At 73.4% G+C, this 18,749-nt stretch carries 17 protein-coding genes and 2 pseudogenes; 5 read left to right on the top strand and 14 right to left on the bottom strand.

The features are described from left to right. A pseudogene (locus ACWC9R_RS05255) lies at positions 1-194 on the top strand (hypothetical protein); the annotation flags it as partial. Here the strand turns inward: ACWC9R_RS05255 and ACWC9R_RS05250 are convergent. Then, a pseudogene (locus ACWC9R_RS05250) lies at positions 185-1,081 on the bottom strand (ornithine cyclodeaminase family protein); the annotation flags it as partial. The pseudogenes ACWC9R_RS05255 and ACWC9R_RS05250 sit on opposite strands and share 10 nt — an antisense overlap. A 404-nt stretch (positions 1,082-1,485) precedes the next feature. Next, on the bottom strand, positions 1,486-2,814 hold the full coding sequence (locus ACWC9R_RS05245) for a serine hydrolase domain-containing protein (protein WP_450729034.1): 1,329 nt from the start codon (positions 2,812-2,814) through the stop codon (positions 1,486-1,488). A 368-nt stretch (positions 2,815-3,182) separates the two neighbouring features. Here ACWC9R_RS05245 and ACWC9R_RS05240 point away from each other — a divergent pair, with 368 nt between their 5' ends. Beyond that, on the top strand, positions 3,183-3,440 hold the full coding sequence (locus ACWC9R_RS05240; protein WP_362607133.1) for a WhiB family transcriptional regulator: 258 nt from the start codon (positions 3,183-3,185) through the stop codon (positions 3,438-3,440). A 167-nt stretch (positions 3,441-3,607) separates the two neighbouring features. Here the strand turns inward: ACWC9R_RS05240 and ACWC9R_RS05235 are convergent, their stop codons facing one another. The 4 genes from ACWC9R_RS05235 to ACWC9R_RS05220 are packed head-to-tail and all read right to left on the bottom strand — an operon-like array spanning position 3,608 to position 8,086. Then, the gene (locus tag ACWC9R_RS05235) at positions 3,608-4,267 is read right to left on the bottom strand and encodes an NADPH-dependent FMN reductase (RefSeq protein WP_450729033.1); all 660 of its coding nucleotides are present in this window, start codon (positions 4,265-4,267) and stop codon (positions 3,608-3,610) included. Between the two features lie 36 nt (positions 4,268-4,303). Beyond that, the gene (locus ACWC9R_RS05230) at positions 4,304-6,553 is read right to left on the bottom strand and encodes a xanthine dehydrogenase family protein molybdopterin-binding subunit (RefSeq protein WP_450729032.1); all 2,250 of its coding nucleotides are present in this window, start codon (positions 6,551-6,553) and stop codon (positions 4,304-4,306) included. Further along, positions 6,550-7,548, bottom strand: a complete 999-nt coding sequence (locus tag ACWC9R_RS05225; protein WP_450729031.1) for an FAD binding domain-containing protein — start codon at positions 7,546-7,548, stop codon at positions 6,550-6,552. The genes ACWC9R_RS05230 and ACWC9R_RS05225 overlap by 4 nt, the downstream gene beginning before the upstream one ends. A 1-nt stretch (position 7,549) precedes the next feature. Further along, positions 7,550-8,086 (bottom strand): (2Fe-2S)-binding protein, encoded by a 537-nt coding sequence (locus ACWC9R_RS05220; RefSeq protein ID WP_393359276.1) that lies wholly within the window; start codon positions 8,084-8,086, stop codon positions 7,550-7,552. 144 nt (positions 8,087-8,230) lie between these two features. On the opposite strand from ACWC9R_RS05220, the gene ACWC9R_RS05215 reads away from it, so the two are divergent. The 3 genes from ACWC9R_RS05215 to ACWC9R_RS05205 all read left to right on the top strand — a co-directional run bounded on the left by ACWC9R_RS05215 (position 8,231) and on the right by ACWC9R_RS05205 (position 10,989). Further along, positions 8,231-8,689 (top strand): RrF2 family transcriptional regulator, encoded by a 459-nt coding sequence (locus ACWC9R_RS05215; protein ID WP_450729030.1) that lies wholly within the window; start codon positions 8,231-8,233, stop codon positions 8,687-8,689. A gap of 234 nt (positions 8,690-8,923) precedes the next feature. Beyond that, positions 8,924-10,279, top strand: coding sequence for an acyl-CoA dehydrogenase (locus tag ACWC9R_RS05210; protein ID WP_450729029.1), 1,356 nt, complete (start codon positions 8,924-8,926; stop codon positions 10,277-10,279). A 242-nt stretch (positions 10,280-10,521) separates the two neighbouring features. Then, positions 10,522-10,989 (top strand): hypothetical protein, encoded by a 468-nt coding sequence (locus ACWC9R_RS05205; protein ID WP_450729028.1) that lies wholly within the window; start codon positions 10,522-10,524, stop codon positions 10,987-10,989. A 51-nt stretch (positions 10,990-11,040) separates the two neighbouring features. Here ACWC9R_RS05205 and tgmB read toward each other — a convergent pair whose 3' ends face one another. The 8 genes from tgmB to ACWC9R_RS05165 all read right to left on the bottom strand — a co-directional run bounded on the left by tgmB (position 11,041) and on the right by ACWC9R_RS05165 (position 18,586). After that, the gene (tgmB, locus tag ACWC9R_RS05200; RefSeq protein ID WP_450729027.1) at positions 11,041-11,964 is read right to left on the bottom strand and encodes an ATP-grasp ribosomal peptide maturase; all 924 of its coding nucleotides are present in this window, start codon (positions 11,962-11,964) and stop codon (positions 11,041-11,043) included. Positions 11,965-11,970: 6 nt separating this feature from the next. Continuing rightward, positions 11,971-12,162: a putative ATP-grasp-modified RiPP gene (gene tgmA, locus ACWC9R_RS05195; RefSeq protein WP_026169961.1), complete on the bottom strand. Its 192-nt coding sequence runs from the start codon at positions 12,160-12,162 to the stop codon at positions 11,971-11,973. A 276-nt stretch (positions 12,163-12,438) separates the two neighbouring features. After that, complete coding sequence (locus ACWC9R_RS05190) at positions 12,439-13,149, bottom strand: alpha/beta fold hydrolase (protein WP_450729026.1); 711 nt, start codon at positions 13,147-13,149, stop codon at positions 12,439-12,441. After that, positions 13,146-13,973, bottom strand: coding sequence for a DUF1295 domain-containing protein (locus tag ACWC9R_RS05185; protein ID WP_450729025.1), 828 nt, complete (start codon positions 13,971-13,973; stop codon positions 13,146-13,148). The genes ACWC9R_RS05190 and ACWC9R_RS05185 overlap by 4 nt, the downstream gene beginning before the upstream one ends. Continuing rightward, positions 13,970-15,265: a class I SAM-dependent methyltransferase gene (locus ACWC9R_RS05180; RefSeq protein ID WP_450729024.1), complete on the bottom strand. Its 1,296-nt coding sequence runs from the start codon at positions 15,263-15,265 to the stop codon at positions 13,970-13,972. Before ACWC9R_RS05180 ends, ACWC9R_RS05185 begins: the two co-directional genes overlap by 4 nt. Further along, positions 15,262-16,566 (bottom strand): class I SAM-dependent methyltransferase, encoded by a 1,305-nt coding sequence (locus ACWC9R_RS05175; RefSeq protein ID WP_450729023.1) that lies wholly within the window; start codon positions 16,564-16,566, stop codon positions 15,262-15,264. Before ACWC9R_RS05175 ends, ACWC9R_RS05180 begins: the two co-directional genes overlap by 4 nt. Further along, entirely contained in the window at positions 16,563-17,318 is a 756-nt protein-coding gene (locus ACWC9R_RS05170) for a DUF1365 domain-containing protein (RefSeq protein WP_450729022.1), read from the bottom strand. Before ACWC9R_RS05170 ends, ACWC9R_RS05175 begins: the two co-directional genes overlap by 4 nt. After that, a complete protein-coding gene (locus ACWC9R_RS05165; RefSeq protein WP_450729021.1) occupies positions 17,315-18,586 on the bottom strand; it encodes an NAD(P)/FAD-dependent oxidoreductase in 1,272 nt (423 codons plus the stop codon). The genes ACWC9R_RS05170 and ACWC9R_RS05165 overlap by 4 nt, the downstream gene beginning before the upstream one ends. Positions 18,587-18,749 lie beyond the last annotated feature (163 nt).

The following is an 18,749-nucleotide window of genomic DNA, read 5'->3' as shown; positions in this document are numbered from 1 at the left end:
TGGAGACCTCGGTGGTGCATGTGGGCGAGGGCATCGTCGATCCGCCGTCGACCGTGGTGCGGGTCGAGGTGGGCGAGAGCCCCGGTGGTGTGCGCGCCAGCCGGATCTCCTCCCCCACCGACCGCTCCCGGGCGGCCGCCACGACCAGGGCCGCGGCCGCGGCGTCCTGCACCGCGACGCCGACGGACTTGTAGAGGGTGATCTGGTCGTCCGAGGAGCGGCCCGGTGCGCTGCCGGCGAGGAGTTCGCCCAGCTCGGCGTGGACGTGGTCCTCCGTGATGGCGCCGTCCTGGAGGGGGCGCAGCAGGTCGTTGCTGCCCGCGGGGAACGGGGCCAGCGCGGCCTGCCGCGACTCGACGCACACCAGCGCCTCGGCGACCGTGGCGTCGTCGACCTCCCGGCCCTCCGGGTTGAAGCCCACCGACGTCACATGCACGCCCGGTGTCAGCCAGGCGCGGCGGATCACCGGGTCGACGGCGTGGGTGGCCGCGGCGGCGATGTCGGCCCCGTCGAGCGCCTCGGCGTAACCGGCCGCCGCCTCGACGGGCACCCCGAGCGTGGCGGACAGTTCGCCGGCCAGTGCGGCCGCCTTCGTCCGGTCGCGGCCGGCCACCCGGATCTGCCGGATCGGACGCACCCGGCACATCGCCTCGGCATGCGACCTGGCCTGCGCTCCGGTGCCCAGCACGGCCAGCACCGAGGCGTCCTCGCGGGCCAGCAGGCGCGCCGAGAGCGCCGAACCGGCGGCGGTCCGCGCCGCGGTGATCGCCGTACCGTCCAGCAGCGCCGTGGGCTCGCCGGTGTGCGGATCGAAGGCGACGATCAGCGCCTGGTGGGTCGGCACCGGGGTGTCGCCGTTGTGCGGGAAGACGGACACCAGTTTGCTCATGAGCACCCCGGCTGACGGAACGAAGCCCGGCATGGCCGCCAGGAACCCGTCCCGCTCCGGCACCGTCGCGGCGACGCGGTCCGGACTGGACGCGCGGCCCGCGCTGAGATCCGTCATCGCCGACGCCAACGCGTCGATCAGCGCGTCCAGGTCCAGCAGCTCCTCGACCTGCGAACGCCCGAGTACCAGCATCCGGTTCCACCTCCTGATCAGAGCGGCCCGACCGACTGCGCCGGGCCGGGGCGTCGACCGTAGTCCCGGCGGCGCGTTCCCGCATCCGCCTCGCTGCTGCGGCCGGCGGCGCGGGTGACGGCCCGCCGGGCACACACGCCCGGTGCCGCCGCGGACAGGCCCGCACCGTCAGGAATTCGCAGCGGGAGACGGCCCGGGTGCGCGAGACTCATCCGATGACCACAGACATCCGGGTACGGCAGGCGCGCGCCGCTGACGCTCCCGTGCCGGACCGGTTGCGCTGGGCCTTCAAACAGGAGGATCACGCCGGAGACCCGTCCGCGCCGGTCCGGCCGGTGCACCAGGCCGAACAGTGGCTCCGGGAACGGCTCACCGGCGGCCGCCGTCGTCTGTGGGACGGCCGCTCAGGCCGGTTCCAGCCGGCAGAGGTGGCTCAGGAAGTTGCCGAGCCGGCCTTCGGTGTCGCCGTTCTTGTAGGCGTGGGCCACACCGGTCAGCGCGCCCTCCACGAGGCGGAGGTCCAGCGCGAGTTCGGGGCTGTTGATCCGGGCGTCCGCGGTGGGGAGCTGCAGCGGGAAGGCCGCGCGCAGGTCCCAGGCCGCCGAGGCGGCCGCCGGGGCGGTGGCGCTCGTATCGGCCAGCCGTAGTTCGGCCCGACGGTCCGGCAGCACGCGGAGGGTGACCGGCACCTCCCGCTCGGGTGCGCAGATCCGGCCGGTCCAGGTGCCCTCCGGCAGCGTCATCGGGCGCGGCGGATCGGCGGTCACCGGAGTGAGCGACTCGGTGGTGCAGTGCGGGGCCAGTTCCGCCAGGACGTGGCGGAGGATCGCGTCGCGGGCCGCCTTGTCCGTGGAGTTGGTGAGCACCGCGACGGACAGCGCCCGCTCGGGTATCACCAGGGTCATCGCGGCGACTCCGGGCCCGCCACCGCCGTGGCTCTGCACCAGCGGGCCGTCGCCCGAGGACAGGCACCAGCCGAGGCCGTACCCCAGGTGCTCGTTGACCGGCAGCGCCTGCCGCACGGCCGCCGCGGTCTCCGGCTTCAGCAGCCGGTCGTACGACTGGGCGAACAGTGCCAGCTCCCCGGCCGGGGCCCAGCCGAGAGTGGCGCCCGGGTGGCCGCAGCCGTAATCGGGGTAGACGCGTCCACCGGAGGAGTACCGCAGCACGGACGGAGCCGGGCCCGGGTACGCGCGGCCGAGGTGGCAGCCGGTGAGCCCGAGCGGCGCGAAGACCCGTTCGCGGACGCAGGTGGCCAGGTCCTGGCCGGTGACCCGCTCCAGCAGGCGGCCGAGGAGTCGGTAGCCGAGGTTGGCGTAGCCGAAGCCGGTTCCCGGTGTGCGGAAGGGCACGGCGTAGCGGTCCGGGTCGGGCACCCGCTCGCCGTCGCCGTAGTCCCAGTCGTAGTACGGGCCCAAGCCGCCTTGGTGCTGGAGGAGTTGGCGCACGGTGGGGGCCGGCCGGTGGCCGGCGCCCGGGAGCGGCACGGGTGCGTCCAGGTCCAGGAGCCCCTCGTCGGCCGCGTGGCAGACGGCGGTCGCCGTCATCGGCTTGGTGACGGACGCCAGCCCGTACGCGGTGTCCGGTGTGGCCGGACGGCCGGTGGCGACGTCGGCCGCCCCGTAGGCGGCGGCGAGGACCACCGCTCCGCGCTCGGCCACCGCGACGGAGACCGACGGACACCCGTGCTCCGCCAGCGCCTCCGTGCAGTACTCGCTCAGCCCGTCCAGCATGTCGCCCCTCCCCGTTGTCTACGGGCCACATCAGTTCACGGTTGTCCACGGAGGTCAAGTGGCGTGATGGCAGGGCGACTTGACTGCGGCCCTCGACATCTGCCCTGTTCATGTGGAGGGTGGGGCCCCGACCCCGCGCCGTGGCCGTGCCCGAGCGCGGCCCCTCGACATGGCCCGGGGTGGACCGAATTGTGATCACTTTGCGGAGGAATGTGTTCGTTGGGGACTGCGGTGCATTGTGTGCGCAGGATCGGGCACGCGAGGACAGCAGGTGTCCGGGCGAGGAGGCTGCCGCAGCAGCCGGGCCGCCCCGGCACCGGGCCCGCACTCACACAACCGCGCCCCGCCGCGGAGAACGGAGGTTATCCATGGACTGGCGTCATGACGCGGTGTGCCGCGAAGAAGACCCGGAGCTGTTCTTTCCGGTCGGCAACACCGGCCCCGCGCTGCTCCAGATCGAGGAGGCCAAGACGGTCTGCCGCCGCTGCCCGGTGATGGGGCAGTGCCTCCAGTGGGCACTGGAATCCCGCCAGGACACGGGTGTCTGGGGCGGGATGAGCGAGGACGAGCGGCGTGCCATGCGGCGCCGGGCCGCCCGGCACCGGGCGCGCCTTGCCTCCGCCTGAGGGAAGCCGTCCCTGCGCCCGTTCCGGCGGGTGCCGCACCGGTACAGCGACTCCGTACATACACCGGGGGCGGTAGCGGAACGACCTCCGCTACCGCCCCTCTCCGATGGCCCCGCCAACGAGCCGCCGTCGGACGCCCGCTCCCGCCCGGGCCGTCCCCGGGCCCGTCAGTCCTCCGCCCGCTGGGTGACCGGGGCCCCGGTCAGGTCCCCGGGGAACTCGTACCACCGGCGCTTCAGGCAGACGAAACGGGTGTCGGCCTCGACGAGGTGCAGGAAGGCCGTGACGGTCTCCTCCAGGCGCTGTTGCAGCGCGGGATCGGCCAGCTGCCCGTCCTCGGCGAAGCCCTGGTGGGCCGCGGCGAGGCTGAACATGTCCGGGTAGACGCGGGTGCCGAGATGTTCCAGCGGGACCCGCAGCGCCCACAGTCCCCGGTTGCCGCCGACCAGGGACGGGGAGGCCGAGACCAGCAGCGCGTGCTTGGTCTTGAACGGCTGCGGGCGGACCCGGGAGACCCAGTCGATCGCGTTCTTCACCACCCCCGGTACGGAGGCGTTGTACTCGGGTGAGGAGAGCACGAAGGCGTCGCACCGTTCGAGCCGGACGCGGAGTGCCAGCGCACCGTGCGGCAGCCCTTCGGCCTCCTCCAGGTCACCGTCGTACAGCGGCATGGCGAACTCCCGCATGGCGGCGAGGTCCACGGCGGCGTCGGCGGCGGTCATGATGCGGGCCACGAGGGAGGCCAGCCGGGCGTTGCTCGATCCGGCCCGCAGCGACGCGCCGAGCACGAGTACCCGCAGCGGACCGGGGTGCGCGTCCGTGGGCATGGTCGGGTCCTTCCGTCGCCCGGCGGGCCGGGTCTCCTACAGCAGGTGCTCGATCCTGATCGGCAGTTCCCGCGCGCGGTATCCGGTCGCGTGGAAGACGGCGTTGGCGATGGCCGCCGCCGCGCCGACCATGCCGACCTCGCCGAGGCCCTTGACACCCAGCGGGTTGACGACCGTGTCCGGCACCTCCACGAACTCGACGGCGACCTCGGGTGCGTCGGCATGGACCGGCACCAGGTACTCGCCGAGGCTCGCGTTCGCCCAGCGGCCGTCGCGGGGGTCGACCAGACTGCCTTCGAGCAGCGCCTGGCCGAGGCCCCAGAGCATGCCGCCGGTGGCCTGGCTGTGGGCGGTCTTGGCGTTGAGGACCCGGCCGGGGGCGAAGGCGCCGACCATGCGGCGCACCCGGACCGTCCCGAGGTCGGGGTCGACGGCGACCTCGGCGAACTGGGCGCCGAAGGTGGCGAGCCCGTACGGGAGGTTGTCCGGCGGCGGGGTCCAGCTGCCGAGCGCGTCCAGGTCGGTCATGAAGTGCCGCTGCATCAGGGCCTGGTAGGTCTCGCCGGTGTCGGGCCGGTCTCTGAGCCGCATCCGTCCCTCGCGGACGACAACGGTGGCGGGGTCGGCGTGGTGCAGCGGGGAGCCGGGGTCGGTGACCGCCTGCTCGATCATCTGGTCGCGGAGCGTGGTGGCGGCGGTGTGGACCGCGGCGCTGATCATTCCGGCGCCTGCCGAGCCGACCGCGGCCGACACGTTCGGGAGGTCGGTGTCGCCGTACTCGAAGCGGACGTTCCGCAGGGCGACGCCCAGGCCGTCGGCGGCGACCTGGGTCATGACGGTGCTCGTGCCGGTGCCGAACTCCTGGGTGCCGGCCTGCACCACCGCGGTGCCGTCGGCGTAGAGCCGGGCGCGGGCGCGCTGTGGCTGCATGGGGAAGAACACCGGGTAGCCGGCGGTGGCCATGCCCTTGCCGATGAGCCGGTTGCCGTCCCGCTCGGAGCGGGGTTCGGGGTTGCGGGACTGCCAGTCGAAGCGGGCCGCACCGCGGCGGTAGCACTCCGCGGCACCGTCGCTCGACCAGGGGTGGCCGGTGTTCGGGTCGGCCTCGGCGTGGTTGCGCAGCCGCAGCTGCACCGGGTCGACGCCGATGCGGTGGGCGAGTTCGTCCAGCACGCATTCCAGGGCGAACATGCCCGTGGTCTCGCCGGGGCCGCGGGTGAAGGTGGGGGTCATGGTGTTGCCGCGGACCAGGCGGTAGACGCCCTCGTAGTGGGGGCAGGCGTAGGCCTGTGAGGCCATGCTGAGCGAGGGTTCGGCCCACTCGTCGAAGGGCGAGGTCAGTGAGAGCTTGTGGTGCCGCAGCGCGGTGAGCCGGCCGTCGTCGGTCGCGCCGAGTTCGACGCGCTGCTCCTGCTCCTCGCGGTGGCCGCAGGAGGTGAACATCTGCTCCCGGGTGAGCGTCAGTTTGACCGGGCGGCCCACCTCGCGGGCGGCCAGGGCCGCCAGGGTGACATGCGGCCAGATCATGGCCTTGCAGCCGAATCCGCCGCCGACGAACGACGCCCGGACCCGCACCTTCGACGGCGGGATGCCCAGCAGTGCGGACACCGTGTTCTGGGTCGCCGCGATGCCCTGGGTGGCGTCGTAGAGGGTGAGCCGGTCGCCGTCCCAGACGGCGGTGGTGGCCGACGGTTCGATGGGATTGTGATGGTTCGCCGCGAAATGGTAGGTGACGTCGAGGTGGTGGGCCGCGGCCCGGAAGCCGGCCTCGACATCGCCGCGCACGCTGCGGGCGGGGATGAACCCGGCGAAGATCGCCTCGGGTTCGTAGGCCTGGTCCCGGCCCTCGTCGAGGGTGGTGACGGAGGCACCGCGGTCATAGTCGACATGGAGCTGGCGGGCCGCGTGGTGGGCGCGTTCGACCGAGTCGGCGATCACCATCGCCACGGGCTGACCGAAGTAGTGGACGGTGTCGTCCTGCATCGGGAAGAAGCTCTCCCCGGGGGCGGCGTGACCGGCCAGGGACGGCAGCAGATGCGGCCGGCCGGGGATCGCCGGCAGGTTCTGGTGGGTCAGCACGGCGAGCACACCGTCGGCGCGCTCCGCGGCGTCGGTACGGATCGCGGTGATCCGCCCGGCGGCCGTACGGGCGCCGACCAGGGCGGCGTACGCGGTGTTGGGCAGGGTGATCTCCGCCGCATAGCGGCCGCGTCCGGTGACTTTGGCGGGGCCGTCGACGCGGTCGACGGGCCGGCCGACGGCTTCGAGGAGGGCGCCCGTGGTCATCGCGTCCCGCCTCCCGTCGCGGCGGTGACCTGCAGGGCCCGGACCAGGGTCCGGCGGGCCAGCTCCGCCTTGAAGGCGTTCATCGGCCGGGTGACGGCGGGGGTCAGTTCGGCGTCCGCGGCCCGGGCGAACAGCTCGTCGTCGGCGCGCTGCCCGAGGAGGAGGTCCTCGGCCCGGTGGGCGCGCCACGGCTTGGTCGCCACCCCGCCGAGGGCGAGCCGGACCTCGCGGATCACGCCGTCCTCCAGCGCCAGCGCCACCGCTGCCGAGGCGAGGGCGAACTCGTAGGACTCCCGGTCCCGCACCTTCAGGTACAGCGAGTTGCGCGCCATGGGCAGGGCGGGCACCTCGATGGCGGTGATGAGTTCGCCGGGGGTGAGCGGGTGTTCGCGCTCGGGTGTGTCGCCGGGGAGCAGGAAGAACTCGTCGGCGGGGAGGGTGCGGGAGCCGTCCATCCCTTCCACGTGCACCACGGCGTCCAGGGCGACGAGGGCTACCGCCAGGTCCGAGGGGTGGGTGGCGATGCAGTGCTCGCTCGTGCCGAGGATCGCATGACCGGGGTGGACGCCCTCCAGGGCGGAACAGCCGCTCCCCGGAACGCGCTTGTTGCACGCGGATTCGGAGTCGCGGTAATAGGCGCAGCGCACCCGCTGCATGAGGTTGCCGCCCATGGAGGCCATGTGCCGCAACTGGGCGGAGGCGCCGAGTAGCAGTGCCTGGGACAGCACCGGGAAGCGCTCCACGACGGCCCGGTCCTCCGCGACCTCGCTCATCCTGGCCAGCGCACCGATCAGCAGTCCGCCGCCGGAGCGCTCCTCGACGCCGGTCAGCGGCAGCCGGTTGATGTCCACCAGCCGGTGCGGGCGCAGCACGTCCAGCCGCAGCAGGTCGACTTCCGTGGTGCCGCCCGCGAGGAAGGAGCTGCCGGGGTCGCTCGTCACCGCCGCGACGGCGCTGTGCACGTCCGTCGGGCGGGTGTAGCTGATGGCACGCACATCACTGTCCTGTCTTCCGGTCCCGCACCTCGCGAATGGCGGAGCGGATGTGGGGATAGGCCGCGCACCGGCAGATGTTGCCGCTCATCCACTCGGCGATCTCGCCGTCGGTCCCGGCATGTCCCTCGTTCAGCAGCGCGACGGCCGACATGATCTGTCCGGGCGTGCAGTACCCGCACTGGAAGGCGTCGTGCTCCAGGAAGGCGCGTTGCATCGGGTGCAGCTCGTCGCCCTCGGCGAGGCCTTCGATGGTGGTCACCTCACGGCCCTCGCAGGTGATGGCCAGGGTCAGACAGGCCAGCACTCGGCGCCCGTCGACCCAGACCGTGCAGGCCCCGCAGGTCCCCTGGTCACAGCCCTTCTTGGAGCCGGTCAGAGCCATCTGCTCGCGCAGTGCGTCCAGCAGGCTCACCCGTGGTTCCAGGTGCAGAATGCGGGAGACGCCGTTGACGACGAGGGCCACTTGCACGCTGCCCGGTCCGCGCGTCTCCAGGGTGGCGGGCTGGGTGACGGGTATCGGCACGCCTTTGTCTGCCACGACACTCACCTCGGAGTCGATGCCGTACGTCGAGCGTCCGTCCGGTCGTCCGGGCTCGCAACCGGACGGAGCGGGTGTGCCGGGCGGCGGGAACCGGTGCACCCGGCGGACCGGCGCCGGGCCCCTTACGGGATAATGCGGGGCATGCGGATCTCAGCCAGAGCGGACTATGCCGTGCGTGCCGCGCTGCAACTCGCGGACGCCCGGGACGCGGGGCCGCTCAAGGCGGAGGCCATCGCCCAGGCCCAGGACATTCCGCACAAGTTCCTCGAAGGCATCCTGAACGACATGCGGCGCGGCGGGCTGGTGCAGAGCCGGCGCGGCGGCAACGGCGGATACCGGCTGGCCAAGCCCGCGGAGGCGATCAGCATCGCGGATGTCATCCGGGTCGTGGACGGGCCGCTGGTGTCGGTGCGCGGGGTCCGCCCGCCGGAGCTGTCCTACACCGGGCCCGCCCGTTCCCTGCTGCCGCTGTGGATCGCGCTGCGGGCGAACGTCCGAGAGATCCTCGACGGTGTGTCGCTGGCCGACGTCGCCTCCGCCGAGCTTCCGCCACAGGTCGCCGAGCTGACCGAGAACCCCGCTTCCTGGACGAACCCCTAAGGGCCATCCCTCCGATCGGTCCGGGCGCGCGGAACCGTGGGACGCCCATCGCCCGCCGCCCTTCACCGTTCCCTGACCGTCGGCACCAGCGCCAACATCGACACCAGCACCATCCGTCCGGATGCCAAGACGAGGTTGTCCGCCCCTTGAACGGCCCTTGATCCGTCCGCGGCCCCGGCAGCATTCTCTTCCCTATCAATCCAGTGGGAAAACTAGGGAAGCCAGGAGGTGGGCGTGCGCGCTCCGATGCGTTCCGTCCCGTCGGCCGGTGGTCCGATCTGCCCGCCCGCGTCCGACGCGGCCGACGGGAGGGAGCCGGCCGCGGTGCCGGAGAAGCCCTCGGCGCGCCCCTCTTCCCCGCAGGTCAAGCCCTGTACGGACGAGGAGATCTGGCTGCGCGTCACCCGGGAGGTCGCCGATGACCTCGCGGTCGACGCGCTCGACCGCGACCGGGCCGGCAAGCCCCCGTTCGACGAACTGGCCCGGCTGCGCGAGGCGGGGCTGCCCGCACTGCTGACACCGCCCGGCCCCGCCCGGCGGGGCACCGACTGGCGCACCGCCTGCGCGGTCGTCCGGGAGATCGCGGCGGCGGACGGCTCCATCGGCGAACTGCTGGCGCGCCACTATGTGTTGGCGTGGAGCGCACGGTTCTTCAGCACTCCGGAACGGGCCGACGGGCTCGAACTCCGGGCGAGCGCGGAGCAGTGGCTCTGGGGCGGCGGCATCGACCTCCCGGACGCGGAGCCGGCCACCGGGCCCGCCCTCTCCCTCACCTCGGGCGAGGGCGGCTATCTCCTCAGCGGGTGCCAGTCCTTCGCCGCGGGCGTGACCGTCGCCGACCGGCTGGTGCTCGGCGCGGTCTGCGCCGACACCGGTGAGTCCCTCGTCGTATGGGTCGACCCGGCTTACCCGGGCGTGGCGGCCGACCCCGAGAACGACCGTCTCGGCCAGCGGCTCACCGCGGCCGGCCGCATCAGCTTCGACGGCGTCCCGGTCCCCGCCGACCAGGTGCTCGGCGCCGTTCCGCACGACGAGCACGCGTTCGCCCCGTTCGCCACGCTCGCGCCGCTGGCGCTCCGGCTCGCCCTCGTGCACGTCAGCCTGGGAGTCGCCGAAGGGGCGCTCGCCGAGGCGCGGGACATCACCCGGGCCGCACCGCGCGGCCGGGCGGGCACCGGGCGGGACGAGGGCGGGTACCCGGACCGTCCGGACGCGGACCCCTATCTCCTGCTCGCGTATGGGGAGTTGGCGACCGAGGCGCACACCGCGGCGGCCGTGGTGGAGTCGGCTTCGGAGGCCCTGGCGCGGGGGCTCCTCGCGGGGCCGGAGCTCGGGGTCGACCAGCGTGCCGACATCGCGGTGCTGGTCGCCGCCGCCGAGGCCGTCACCAGCCGCTCGGCGGTGCGCCTCACCACCCGCGTCCTGGAACTGACCCAGGGCGCCGGCCCCGTCGCCGACCCGTTGGGCTTCGACAGGTTCTGGCGCAACGCCCGGGTGCTGACGGCGCAGGCCTCCCCCACCCACCGGCTCCGGGACATCGGCGACCACTACCTGAACGGCACGCACCCGCCGCTGACCCTGCACGCCTGATCACGGCGCGTACGGCACGGCGGTGCGCGAGGTGGGTGGTGCACGAGGGGCGTGGTGCGGGCGCGCCGGGCGGAGGTAATTCGCCGGGGCCGTCGGCGCAGCTTCGGACGGATCGGCGGCGGGGGCTGCTACATCTCGGGTGTTCATCCCGTGGCGGGGAAGTCCCGTCGGTCCTGTGAGGTGGCGCCTTGTCAGAAAGCCGCAGCGTACCCGTGCAGCCGTCGCCCGGACGAAGGGAGCCGTTGCAGCGGCTCCTGTTCGGCGGGGTGTACGGTTCGGTGCTCGCCAGCGCTCTGGCGGCGGCGCTGGGCCATGAGGGCAGGCCGCCGGACCCCGGCTACGACGCGCTGTGGGTGGCGCTGACGGCCGTGGCGTCAGCCGCGGCACACGGCTACGCGCACTCCATCGCGCACCGGACGAGCGATGACACACAGGTCACCGCGAGCGCGGTGCGTTCGATGCTGTCGGAATGGCCGCTGGTGGCCGCGATGGTGCCCACCATGGCCGCGCTGTTCGGCGCGCACCTGGAGTGGTGGGGCGAGGAGAGCGCGATCGAGTTCGCGCTGGGTTTCAATCTGGTGGCGCTGTTCGGCTGGGGGGTGTGGGCGGCCCGGGTGGCGGAGCGGCGCTGGGGGGCGTCCTTTCGGGTCGGTTGTGTGGATGTGCTGATCGGTCTGCTGATCGTGATCGCGAACGTGCTGAGCAAATAGCCGGAGGGCGGCAGGGTCGCGGGGGTCGCCCGGTCGGCCGCCGCCCCGGGATCAGGGTTCCACGGCGAGCCAGGCGGCGATGGCCTGGGTGATGGGCTGGTCGGTCTCCAACTGGACGAAGCCGAACTGGCCGCCCTGGTTGCATTCCAGGAACCACCAGCAGCCGTCCGGGTCCTCGGCGAAATCAAAGGCACCGTAGGCAAGTTGAGCGGTACTCATATAGGAATTCACGGCCCGGAGGACGGCGTCCGGCACCTCGGCGGGCTCCCAGGTGCCGTGGTGGGTGAAGCGGCTGTCGACCTCTTCCGGATCGGCTTTCTTGCGGGCGGCGAAGAGCTGCTCGCCGACGCAGGTCAGCCGGATATCGGCCTCCTTGGGGATGTGCTGCTGGAGCAGGGTCGGCCCGGCCGCGACTCCGGAGAAGTCGGTGTCCGGGCTGATGCGCGTGGTGGGCAGCACCATCGGCGGATCGCCGGGGTGCTTTCCGCTCACCGATTTCACCACCAGGTCCTGGTGGGTGGCGGCGAACTGCCGGGCCATCTTCGGAAAGGTGGTGAGCAGCGTGGCGGGCACCCGGAAGCCGCTCCGGTGGGCGAGCCGGAGCTGCCAGGGCTTGTAGCGCGCCTGCGCGGCCGCGACGGGATGGTTCATCCAGCGCGCCTGAGTGCTGGTCAGCATGCCGTACAGCGCCTGCTCGGCCTCGGCCGCGATCCAGGCGGACTGTTCCGCGGTGCGGGCACCGGGGACACCGGGCCGGCGCACCCATACGGAGCGCAGGCTGTCCAGGCTCACCATGCGTTCCCCGGATTTCAGGTATCCGTGGAAGTCGTTCTCCGCGTACTCCGCCGAGAGGGAGACCCTCCCGGGCAGGTCGGCGGGGTCGAGGCGGACGAGCGGGACCCCACGGTCCAGCAACGTCGACACCACCATGTCCGCCGTCAAGTCTTCTTCGCAGGTCAGGACCAGAACGGTCATCGGTGCTCAGTCGTCGAAGTGGGTCTTGGAACCGGCGGTGGAGGCGGTGGTGCCGGTGGCCAGCAGTACCGCCCGGCTGCATGTGGCCGGGCGTCCGTCCGGCAGGACGTTGAGTTGCCGCGTGGCGTCGTAGCTGTACGGCGTGCTGGTCGATGACTTCGCCGCCGGACGGGCGTAGCTCAACGCAAACGGTCGCATTACATCTCCTTCGAAGACCGGTTTCCGAGCCCTGGGCACGGGGCAGGGGTGGAAGGCCCCTCCTTATGACTCTGCACGGAAGACGCGACAATCTGGTCAGTTAGTTGCCTCTTTTGCTCGTTTCCAGCGTTCCACTTGACTGAAAAGCGGCGAGCGCGTACGCACTGTCTCCGTGATGTGCCACCGCGTAGGCAACCGGACCCGGAAACGCCTCATGCCCCGCCCGAATGGGCGGGGCTGACTGCACGTCATGGGAACGGTGTGTCGTGCGGGCGGTTACTCCGGGCGCATCCCGGTGGTCGATCCGGGCAGCGGCCCGCCGTCCAGGAGGGCGGCGACCAGGTCCACGGTCAGCCGGTGCCAGTGATGTGCGCCACGCAGCATGGTGTGGCCGCCGCGTGGCATGGCGACGGTGTGGGCCCGCGCACCGGCCCGCCGGGCGCGGTCGGCGAGGAGCCAGGAGCCCTCGGCGTCGGTGACCCGGTCCTCCGCGTCGTGCAGCAGCACCAGGGTCCGGTCCCGCAGATGGGCGACGGGTTCGCCGGGCGGGCACCACGGGGCGAGGGCGACGATGCCGCGGACCGCCGGATGGCCGCCGGTGAGCAGGGCCGCCCGGCCACCCATGGAGTGGCCCACCAGCACCACCGGCGTGTCCGGGGCGCGCACGGCCAGCTCGTCGAGGGCCGCGCGGGCGTCCCGGGCGGCATCCGCCCGCGGCCCGTTCCAGCCCCGGCAGCGGTAGCGCACGGAGGCGAGCAGCACCTCCCGCCCGCGCGGGGCCCGGGACACCGCGGAGCCGAAGGGCCGCATCCGCAGTGCGGGGAGGTTGAGCCGCGGCGGCGGGCCGAGGCCGTCGGCGCGCCCGCCGTGCAGCAGGAGCACCGCCGCCCGCGGGGTGTCCGGACCGCGGTGGACCACCAGCGGGCGGTGCGGCATCCCCGGTCCGTCGCCGCCGGGGCCGGTGGGCCGGGCCGTGCCTGTCGTCATGGGCGTGGGTCCTCCGGGCGGGGGTGTCGACGGGGTGGCAGCGGCACGAAACCGCTGGTGCGGGCACGGTAAGCGGCGTAGCCGGGGCGGTCGGCGAGGTGGTTCTCCAACAGCCGCTTGCCGCTGCCGTACGTCAGCAGCAAGGACATCACCAGCGGGGAGACCACGGCAAGCGCGGCGGTCTGCACGGTGCCGCAGGCCAGCAGGAACAGTCCCCACCAGACGAGGAAGTCGCCGAAGTAGTTGGGGTGGCGGGTCCAGCTCCACAGTCCGCGGTCCATGACCCGGCCGTGGTGCGACGGATCGGCCTTGAAGCGGGCGAGCTGAAAGTCCCCGACGCTCTCGAAGGTGAGGCCGGCCGCCCACAGCAGGCCGCCGGCGACGGCGCCCGCGCCCAGCGGCACCGGCACGTACTGCGCCACCTGCACCGGGAGGGAGACCAGCCACACCAGGGCGCCCTGCAGCAGGTACACCTTGCGCAGGGCGTAGGCGTCGCGGCTGCCGGGCGCCTTGGCGAGCATCCGGTCATAGCGGGGGTCCTCACCGTGCCCGCGGCCCCGCCAGGCGATATGGGCGGACAGCCGCAGCCCCCACAGGACCGTCGCCACGGTGACCAGGAGCCGCCGGCCGTCGTCCCCGTGGCCGGCGGACATCCCGTAGCCGGCCAGGGCCACCGCGGCGAACGCGGCTCCCCAGGCGACGTCCACCAGCCGGTGCACACCCCTGGCCCTGGCCACCGCGAAGGTGAGGAGCAGGACGGTGAACGCCGCCCCGGCCGCCACCGCGAGGTTGGCGGCGAACGCCGCCCAGGGGAATCCGGTCACCGCCCAGCTCCCCCGACGGTCCAGCCGTCCGGCGTCGGAGGCATCGCCGACTCCCCCTCCGGTGTGGGACGTACCGCGAGGATCTGGTCGACACCCATCCGGCGCTCGGTGAACGCCAGTCCGCTGCCGGCCAGATACAGCCGCCACACCCGGGCGGTCGGTTCGCCCGCGAGCGCCACGCACTCCTCCCAGCGGTCCTCCAGGGTGCGGTACCAGGCGGCGATGGTCCGGGCGTAGTGCTCCCGCAGCGCTTCGACGGACCGTACCTCCAGCCCGCCGGCCTCCAGCAGGCCGACGGTCTCGCCCAGCGGGCGCATGTGCATGTCGGGCGCGATGTAGGCCTCGATGAACGCACCGCCGCCGGGCGCGGTGGCGCCCCGTGACATCTGCTGGACCAGCGCGCGTCCCTTGGGGCGCAGCAGCGCGTGCAGCCGGGCGGCGAACGCCGGGTACTCGGCGTCGCCCACGTGCTCGCCCATCTCGATCGCGCACACCGCGTCATAGCCGCCGCCCCGGATGTGCCGGTAGTGCCGGAGTTCGACCTCGACCAGATCGCCGAGGCCCTCCTCCTCGATACGGTCGGCGACGAAGGCGTGCTGCTCACGGGAGAGCGTGACCGCGGTGACCCGGGCCCCGAACTCCCTTGCCGCGTACAGCGACAGACTTCCCCAGCCGCAGCCGATGTCCAGGAGGCGGGCGCCGGGGCGCAGGCCCAGCTTGCGGCAGATCAGTGCCAGCTTGTCCCGCTGGGCGTCGGCGAGCCCGTAGGACGGGTCGTCGGGGCGTGTCCAGTAGCCGCAGGAGTAGGCCATGGACGGGTCCAGCAGCAGCGCGTACCAGTCGTTGGACAGGTCGTAGTGGTGGCTGACGGCGACCCGGTCGCGGGCGTCGCTGTGGAGGGTGCCGCGCAGCCGGGCCCGTGGGGCGCCGGGTGCGGGCGGGCGGGGGCCCAGCGCACCGAGCCGCACCGCGGTGAGCGCCAGCTCCGCCAGCTGCCGCGGGCCGGGTGGCGCGGCGGCCGGGCCTTCCTCACGCAGCGCCCGCCACACCCGGCTCAGCTCGGCGGCCAGATCGCCGTCGAGGTCGAGGTCGCCCGCGATGTAGGCCTGCGCCAGCCCGAGTTCACCGGGCTGCCACAGCAGGCGGCGCAGCGCCCGCCGGGAGCGCACGATCACCACCGGGGCGTCCGGCGGCCCGGCCTCGCTGCCGTCCCAGGCCCGCAGCCGCACCGGCGGGCCGCCCGCGAAACGGCCGGCGAGCAGGGCGGCGAGACGGTCCGCGACCCGCGTCACCGGAGGCCTCCGTCCCGTGCCGTCGTGGCGGCGTCGGTGAGGAGCAGCTGGCGGACGTCCAGGTAGCCGGCGCGGAATCCGGCCTCGGAGTAGGCCAGATAGAACTCCCACATCCGGCGGAACACCGCGTCGAAGCCCAACGCGCCGACCTCGGCGGTCCGTTGGGTGAAGCGTTCGCGCCACAGCCGCAGCGTCTCGGCGTAGTGGCCGCCGTAGCCGTCGTTCTCCCGGACGCACAGGCCGGCGGCTGCCGCGCACTGCCCGATGGCCTCGGCGGAGGGGATGAGGCCGCCGGGGAAGACGTACTTGTGAATCCAGGTGTAGGTCGTGCGGGTGGCGCGCATCCGCGCGTGCGGCATGGTGATCGCCTGGAGGGCGATCCGGCCGCCCGGCAGCAGCAGGCGGGCGAGGGTGTCGAAGTAGACGGGCCAGTAGTCCTCGCCGACGGCCTCGATCATCTCCACGCTCACCACGGCGTCGTAACGGCCGGTCACCTGCCGGTAGTCGCACAGCTCGACCGAGACCCGGTCCGCGAGTCCGGCCTGCGCGAGACGCGACCTGGCGAGGTCGCGCTGTTCCTGGGACAGGGTCACCGAGACGACCCGGGCACCGCGGGCGGCGGCGCGCAGGGCCAGTTCTCCCCAGCCGGTGCCGATCTCCAGCAGCCGGGTGCCATCGCCGACGCCCGCCAGGTCCAGCAGCCGGTCGATCTTGCGGTGCTGGGCGGCGGCCAGGTCGTCCCAGCCGGCGGGACGCTTCCGGAAGACGGCCGAGGAGTACGTCATCGTCGGGTCCAGGAAGAGCGCGAACAGGTCGTTCGACAGGTCGTAGTGCCGGTGGATGTTCCGCCGGGCGCCCTCCAGGGTGTTGCGCTGGCCGCTCGGCCGGCGGCGCGCCCAGGCGCCCCGGAGCCGTTGCAGCGGTCCGGGTACCAGCGAGGTGAGGTGCGAGGCGAGGACGGTCAGCGCGCCGACCAGGTCGTCCGCCTCCCACTCCCCCGCCATGTAGGACTCGCCGAAGCCGATCAGCCCGTCGGCACCGATCCGCCGGAAGAACGCCTCCGGGTCGTGCACCCGCACCAAGGGCCCCTCGGCGCCGGTGACGGGTGCGTCGCCGAGAGCGATGCGCAACGGCAGGGCGGCGAACGCCCGTTGGACGAGCAGCCGGGTCACCGCGGTGCGCGCCGCCGAGCCGCGCGGACCGCGCGCCACATCGGGCCACCTGGCCGCGTCCACCCGGGGACGGGCCGGCGCGGCGGGGGCGACGGCGGGTGCGGTGCGGTCCGGGACGGAGGTCTTCACTTCATGCCTTCCTGGAGACGGTGGTGGGGGCGGGGCCTGACGGGCAGCCCGCGCAGGAACAGGGCGATGCCGTGCCGGCGGATACCGGCGGAGACGGCGGCCGTGGACCAGGGGTGGCGCAGCGCAGCGGCCAGCAGCCGGCCGGCGGTCGCGGGCCGCCGGGTGCCGCGCACGGTGGCGGTGAACGGCCGGACGGCGCCGCGGCGCAGCTGCACCGTCAGGTCGAGCCGGCCGTCCGGTGCGGGCAGCCGCATCCGGTAGGCGCCGTCCACGGGGAAGAACGGCGAGACATAGAAGTCCTTGGCGACGTCGGCGCGGCCCTGTGCGTCGGTGCGCAGCAGATAGCAGTGCCGCTCGCCGTAGGTGTTGTGCACCTCGGCGACGACGCAGACGGGCGCGCCGTGCCGGTCGTGGCACCAGTAGAGGGTCAGCGGGTTGAAGACATGGCCCAGGACCCGGGCGTGCGCGAGCATCAGCACCCGCCCGCCGTCCAGCCGTACGCCCCGGCTCGTCAGGAACCGTTCCAGTCCGGCCCGGAGGGACGGCGCGGTGCCGCCGAAGTGGTCCCGCGGGTCGAACCGGGCCAGCGGGCGCAGCACGGCGGGGAGCCGCGGCGGGTGGTCGAGGTCGATCAGCCACAGGTAGGTGCGGTGCCGCAGGGAGTGCCGGACCGGCGCCGTACGGGCGTGGGAGACCAGGCACTCGTAGAGGGCGGGGGTGACGGTGGCCGGTGCGGCCGCCCTGGGGGTCACCAGCGCACCCCCAGGGCGGCGGCCGCGTGGACGCCGGAGCGGCAGCCGTCCTCGTGGAAGCCCCAGCCGTGGTAGGCGCCCGCGTAGGCGGTGACCTCGGTGTTCAGCTGGGGCAGCCGCTGCTGGGCGGCGACCGACTCCGGCGTGTAGAGGGGGTGTTCGTACACCATCCGCGCCAGGACCCGGTCGCTGTCGACGCGGTCGGCGGCGTTGAGGGTGACGACGAAGTCCTCCGCGGTGTCCAGCCGTTGCAGCCGGTTCATGTGGTAGCTGACCCGCACCTCGTCCGCCGGGGCGGTGCAGGAGGCCATCAGGTAGTTCCACGAGGCCCGAGCCCCGCGGGCCCGGGGCAGCAGGGAGGTGTCGCCGTGAAGCACGGTGGTGTTGCGCGAGTAGCGGAAGGCGCCCAGGAGCCGCCGTTCGTCGTCGGTGGGGTCGGCGAGCATCCGCAGCGCCTGGTCGGGGTGGACGGCCACCACCACCGCGTCATAGCCGCGCTCGGTGCCGTCCTCGGCGACGATCCGGGCCCGGTCGGGTGCGCGGTGCACGGCGCGGACCGGCGTACCGGTGTGGACGGTGGTGAGCTGTTTGCCGATCCGGCTGACGTACTCCACGGAGCCGCCGGTGACGGTCTTCCAGCGGGGTGAGCCGCCGACCGACAGCAGACCGTGGTGCGCCAGGAAGCGGAACAGGTAGACGGCCGGATAGTCCATGGCGCTCGTGGGGGCGCAGGACCAGACCGCGGAGACCAGCGGCGTGACGAAGTGGGTGACGAAGTACTCGGAGAAGCCGCAGCGAGTGAGGAACCGGCCCAGGGTGAGGGTGTCGCCGCGGTCGGTGGCGAGCGTGGTGCGCGCGGCGCGGTGGAAGGCCCGGATCTCGGTCAGCATCCGCAGATAGCGGCCCCGCAGGGCGCTGCGCGGCTGGGCGAACAGTCCGGCCGGGCCACGGGCACCGGCGTACTCCAGGCCGCAGCCCTCGCACCGTACGGACATGCTCATCTCGGAGTCCTGGGTGGCCACCCCGAGTTCGCGGAACAGCCGCAGCAGCAGCGGATAGGTGCGCTCGTTGTGGACGATGAACCCGGTGTCGACCCGTATCACCCGGCCGTCCGCCAGGGTGCGGTCGTGGGTGTGGGCGTGGCCGCCGAGACGGTCCTCCGCCTCGTACAGCGACACCGCACAGCCGCCCCGCTCCAGCACATGGGCGGCGGTGAGTCCCGCCACCCCGCCGCCGACCACGGCGATCCGTCGACGCTCCACGGTCATCTGCCTCCTCGCCTCGCGGCGGGCCGCCACGTTCGGGAGGCGGCCCACTCACCGGGGGATTCGGTGCCCGGGGCGGTGCGGATTGGTGGGGATGTTCCGAACCGCAAGACGCGGCGGGCGGGGGGCTACGGCCCGGGGCAGGCCGCACCGGCCGCCGGCCCGT

This window comes from Streptomyces sp. NPDC001219 (genome assembly GCF_053597915.1).
This window is presented reverse-complemented; position numbering and strand designations above follow the sequence as displayed.

Coding starts and splice junctions, on each gene's coding strand:
- ACWC9R_RS05245 (WP_450729034.1), bottom strand. CDS start 2,814: ATGCTGGACGGGCTGAGCGAGTACTGCACGGAGGCGCTGGCGGAGCAC.
- ACWC9R_RS05240 (WP_362607133.1), top strand. CDS start 3,183: ATGGACTGGCGTCATGACGCGGTGTGCCGCGAAGAAGACCCGGAGCTG.
- ACWC9R_RS05235 (WP_450729033.1), bottom strand. CDS start 4,267: ATGCCCACGGACGCGCACCCCGGTCCGCTGCGGGTACTCGTGCTCGGC.
- ACWC9R_RS05230 (WP_450729032.1), bottom strand. CDS start 6,553: ATGACCACGGGCGCCCTCCTCGAAGCCGTCGGCCGGCCCGTCGACCGC.
- ACWC9R_RS05215 (WP_450729030.1), top strand. CDS start 8,231: ATGCGGATCTCAGCCAGAGCGGACTATGCCGTGCGTGCCGCGCTGCAA.
- tgmB (WP_450729027.1), bottom strand. CDS start 11,964: ATGACCGTTCTGGTCCTGACCTGCGAAGAAGACTTGACGGCGGACATG.
- tgmA (WP_026169961.1), bottom strand. CDS start 12,162: ATGCGACCGTTTGCGTTGAGCTACGCCCGTCCGGCGGCGAAGTCATCG.
- ACWC9R_RS05190 (WP_450729026.1), bottom strand. CDS start 13,149: ATGACGACAGGCACGGCCCGGCCCACCGGCCCCGGCGGCGACGGACCG.
- ACWC9R_RS05165 (WP_450729021.1), bottom strand. CDS start 18,586: ATGACCGTGGAGCGTCGACGGATCGCCGTGGTCGGCGGCGGGGTGGCG.